The sequence below is a fragment of the Roseateles sp. genome (genome assembly GCF_049240545.1).
GTDB lineage: Bacteria > Pseudomonadota > Gammaproteobacteria > Burkholderiales > Burkholderiaceae_C > Paucibacter_A.
On sequence record NZ_JBMLSK010000303.1, the window covers coordinates 1 to 4,624 of the forward strand.

The 4,624-nt window shown below is 64.7% G+C and carries 3 protein-coding genes; all 3 read right to left on the reverse strand.

The genetic code is table 11. The annotated features are described in order from the left end of the window. Positions 1–649, reverse strand: a 649-nt coding sequence (ppk2, locus tag ACOVRJ_RS19080) for a polyphosphate kinase 2 (RefSeq protein WP_422045411.1), incomplete at its 3' end; no start/stop codon positions are given. A 154-nt stretch (positions 650–803) separates the two neighbouring features. Then, positions 804–3,113 carry a putative bifunctional diguanylate cyclase/phosphodiesterase gene (locus ACOVRJ_RS19085; protein ID WP_422045409.1) on the reverse strand — a complete coding sequence of 770 codons (2,310 nt, stop codon included), beginning with the start codon at positions 3,111–3,113 and terminating at the stop codon, positions 804–806. A 173-nt stretch (positions 3,114–3,286) separates the two neighbouring features. Continuing rightward, a partial coding sequence (locus ACOVRJ_RS19090; protein WP_422045410.1) for an FAD-dependent oxidoreductase occupies positions 3,287–4,624 on the reverse strand: 1,338 nt, incomplete at its 5' end.

The window sequence follows — 4,624 nt, forward strand, 5'->3', positions numbered from 1 at the left end:
AGTCCTCCCAGCGGCGGCGCGACTCCAGGTCCATGGGGCTGAGCTTCCACTGCTTCAGCGGGTCATGGATGCGCCCCAGGAAGCGGGTGTGCTGCTCTTCGTCGGTGATGGAGAACCAGTATTTGATGACCTGAATGCCGGCGCGCACCAGCATCTTTTCAAACTCGGGCACCGAGCGGAAGAATTCTTCGTACTCGTCGTCACTGCAAAAGCCCATCACCCGCTCAACGCCGGCGCGGTTGTACCAGCTGCGGTCAAACAGAACGATCTCGCCGCCGGCCGGCAGGTGCGAGATATAGCGCTGGAAGTACCACTGGGTGCGCTCGCGGTCATTTGGCGCCGGCAGCGCCGCAACCCGGCAAACGCGCGGATTCAGGCGCTGGGTGATGCGCTTGATGACGCCCCCTTTGCCGGCCGCATCGCGGCCTTCAAAAATGATGACGGCCTTGTGCTTGGTGTGCACCACCCAGTCTTGCAGCTTGACCAGCTCGCCCTGCAGGCGAAACAGTTCTTTGAAGTAAGCACGGCGCTGGGCGCGCTGTTCGGGGCTGAAGGAGCCGCTGCCTTCGTCAAAGGCGCGGTCGTCGATCTCCATCTCCAGTTCTTCGTCATAACTGTCAATCAGATCGGCCTGCATGCGCTGCATCATCTCGGCATGGGGGTCGGCCGAGGAAGTCGCTGCCGGGCGGGTGTTGTCGCTGCTCATAAAGGTAGGGCTGACGCATCTAATGCAATCAGCCCAGACTGCCACAAAGGCATGACATGCCGATGACGCCACCGGCAGTCCCGAAGAAAAAGGCGACTCAGGCCAGCTGCAAACGCTTCACCGGCACCAGCTTAGGCCCGACGGGCAGCGCATGGGCGATCACGACAAAGTCCTCGGCAGGCATCGGCCGGCCGTAGTGCCAGCCCTGCGCCCAATCGCAGCCTTCGCGCTGCAGCCAGGCGGCCTGCTCGGCGGTTTCCACGCCTTCGGCCAAAACGTCCAGATGCAGGCTGCGCGCCAGCACGATGACGGTGCGGGCAATCGCGGCGACGTTGGCATCCTGCCCCAGCTCGGAGACAAAGCTGCGGTCAATCTTCAGCGTGTTGACCGGCATGCGACGCAGGTACGAGAGCGAGGAGTAGCCGGTGCCAAAGTCATCAATCGCCACCCGCACGCCGCGCGACTTCAAAGCGCCCAGCAGACCGATCGCACCCTCGGCGTCTTCCAACAGCAAGCTCTCGGTCACTTCCAATTCCAGCGCATGGGCCGGACAGCCGGTGGCCGCCAGGATGTGATCGACGGTGGCAATGAAGTCCGGCTGGCGCAGTTGGCGCGCCGACACATTGACCGCCACCTGCTGCGGCTTGCCCGCCACGCCTTGCCAGCGCGCGGCCTGCGCGCAGGCGGTTTCCAGCACCCAGCGGCCGATCGGGATGATGAGCCCAGTTTCTTCCGCCAAGGGGATGAACTCGGCCGGCGACACCGGCCCGCGGGTCGGGTGCCGCCAGCGCAGCAAGGCCTCGGCTCCGATCAAGGCGCCGTCGGACAAACGCACCTGCGGCTGGTACTCCAGCCTGAACTGCGCGGCCTCATTGGCCAGGCGCAGCGCATGGGTCAGCTCGAAGCGCTGCTTAACGGCTTGCGTCAGCTCCGGCCGGTAAGCCTGCACCGTGTTGCGGGCATGGGCCTTGGCCCGCACCATGGCGGCCTCGGCATTGCGCAGCAAATCATCGACGTTCTCACCATCGGTGGGGAACAAGGCCAGGCCAATGCTGGCACCGAGATTGAAGCGTTTGGTGATCTCCACCGCACCGTCAAAAATCGGCTCACGCATCGCATCAATCAGACGCTCGCCCAGACGCATCGAGGTCTCTTCATCGACCAAGCCCGAGAGCACGATGACAAACTCATCCGCCCCCACCCGCGCCACCGTATCGCTGGTGCGCAGCGACTGGTTGAAGCGCTCGGCGGCCGCCTTCAAGACGGCATCGCCGGCGCTGTGGCCGGCAATGTCATTGACTTCACGGAAGCCGTCCAGATCCACATACAGCACCGCCACGCAGGTGTGGTCGCGCTGGGCCTGGCTGACCTGCTGCTCGATACGGTCGCGCAGCAGGGCCAGATTGGGCAGGCCGGTCAAACGGTCATGCAGTTTTTGGTGCAGCAGCTCGGCCTCGGTCTGCTTGATGCGCGAGATGTCCGTCAGCACCGCCAGGTAATGCGGCTCGCCGCCCTGCTCGGCCGGCGGCACGCACACCAGCGTGACCCAAAGCGGGATGCAGCGGCCGTCCTTGTGGCGGTCAATCAGTTCGCCGCTCCACTTGCCCTTGCTTCCGACCTCGGCCCAGAGCTGTTTCAAGACTTCCGGGTCTTGCTCGCTCAGCTGCAGGTAATGCGGCATGGTGCCCAGCAGCTCATCGCAGGCATAGCCGGTGATGGCGCTGAGCGCCGGATTGGCATCGCGGATCAGCAAATCCGCGTCCATCATCATGATGCCTTCGCCGCAATGCTCAAACACGGTGATGGCGCGGTGCAACTTGGTGGTGGCTTCGCGCAAAGCGGTCACATCGCGCGCCACGCCGATCTGCCCCAGGCATTGGCCTTCATCAAAGACCTGGGCCTGCACCACGTCCAAGCAGGCGCGGTAGCCGCCCGGCTGGTTGACCCAAGCCATGGTGCGCTGGGTGGTGCCCGCGCCGGTCAGCGCGGCGCTCCACTCAGGGCGCTGCTCCAGTTCATCGTCACGGCGGCCGATCAGCTGGGCTTCGGTCAAGCCGGTGCAACGCTCAAAGGCCGGATTGGCGCCTTCATAAGCGCCGTTGGCATCTTTGAAATAGACCGGGTCAGGGATCGCATTCAGCAAGGCGCTGAGCTTGCTGCGCTCGCGCCGCACCCGGGCCAGCTCGGTACGGCGCTGACGCAAACGCAAGCGCTGCGAATGCACCAGCGCCAAGACCAAGCCCATGGCCAAGGCGCCCAGCAGGCTGAAAGCCACCAGCCAGGTCACCGGATCGGACGGATTGATGCCGCTGCTGACATCCAGGCTGTGAGCCAGGACGGGAGCCGCAGCGCATAGCGCGATGAAGGCGCCCATGGCCGCCTTCCAGCGGTGGAATAAATGAATCATCAGCTACCGAATCTTTTGCTTTGAACCCGACTCACCCGAACTCTTGATCCGGTGTGCCTGGTCTTGCGTTTATGACGGTTCAAGCCCACCCACTGCATCCTGCTAGGCAGCGGGTAGCCCCTCGTTCTCGTCGTTTCGGTAGTGTCTGTGCCCGGCTTGAGCCTGCCTAGGGTTTACAGGGAGCAGCCAAGCCGGGTTCCCTGCAGGATTGCACGTTTTGCGTCCAATTCGCCGGCTTCCAAGGCGCCGCCCAAGAGATGCACCGAGCGGCCGGCGGCCTTCAACGGCGCTTCCAGCTCGCGCAAAGGTTCCTGCCCGGCGCACAAGACAATGGTGTCGCAGGCCAGCAGTTGGCGGTCGATGCGCTCCTTGCCGTAGCTGACCCACAGTCCTTCGGGCGTGATGGCCTCGTAATTGACGCCCGCCAGCATTTGCACGGCCTTCATCTTCAGCGCGGCACGGTGGATCCAGCCGGTGGTCTTGCCCAGGCCCGCGCCCAGCTTGCCTGCCTTGCGTTGCAACAGGTAGATGGAGCGTGCCGGGCTGGCCGGCATCGGCCGCACCAGGCCGGCGCGCGATTCGACCGGGTCGCCAATGCCCCACTCGCGTCGCCAGGCCGGCGCGTCCAGAGTCAAGGAATGACCCTGCTCGGCGCCCGGCTCGGCCAGGTATTCGGCCACATCAAAGCCAATGCCGCCGGCGCCGATCAGCGCCACTGTTTGGCCGACCGGCTTTTTGTGCAGCAAGACGTCGATATAGCTCAAGACCTGACCCCGCGCGGCGCCTTCGTCTTGGCCCGGAATGCGCGGGTTGCGCGGCGTCACGCCGGTGGCCAGCAAGACTTCGTCAAAGCCCATCAAGTCGGCTGCGGCCACGCGGCGGTTCAGATGCAACTGCACGCCGGTGATCTCTAAGCGGCGGGCGAAGTAGCGCAGGGTCTCAGAAAACTCCTCCTTGCCCGGAATCTGCCGCGCCATATTGAACTGGCCGCCGATCACCGCCGCCGAGTCAAACAGATGCACCTCATGGCCGCGCTCGGCCAAGGTGGTGGAGGCCGCCAAACCCGCCGGGCCGGCGCCGACCACCGCGATCTTCTTGCGCGCTTGCTTGCTGGCGGCCAGCGGAATGACGCGAATCTCCTGCTCATGCGCCGCCCGCGGGTTGACCAAGCAGCTGGCGATCTTTTGCTCGAAGGCGTGGTCCAGGCAGGCCTGATTGCAAGCGATGCAGGTATTGATTTCGTCGGCCCGGCCTTGGCGTGCCTTCTTGACGAACTCCGGGTCGGCCAAAAAGGGCCGCGCCATGCTGACCATATCGGCCGAACCATCGGCCAGCACGCCTTCGGCGACCTCGGGGCTGTTGATGCGGTTGCTGGTGATCAGCGGGGTCATGATGCCTTCGGCGCGCAGCTGGCTGCGCAGCTTCTGGGTCACCCAGGCAAAGCCGGCCCGCGGCACGCTGGTGGCGATGGTGGGGATGCGCGCCTCGTGCCAGCCGATGCCGGTGTTGAT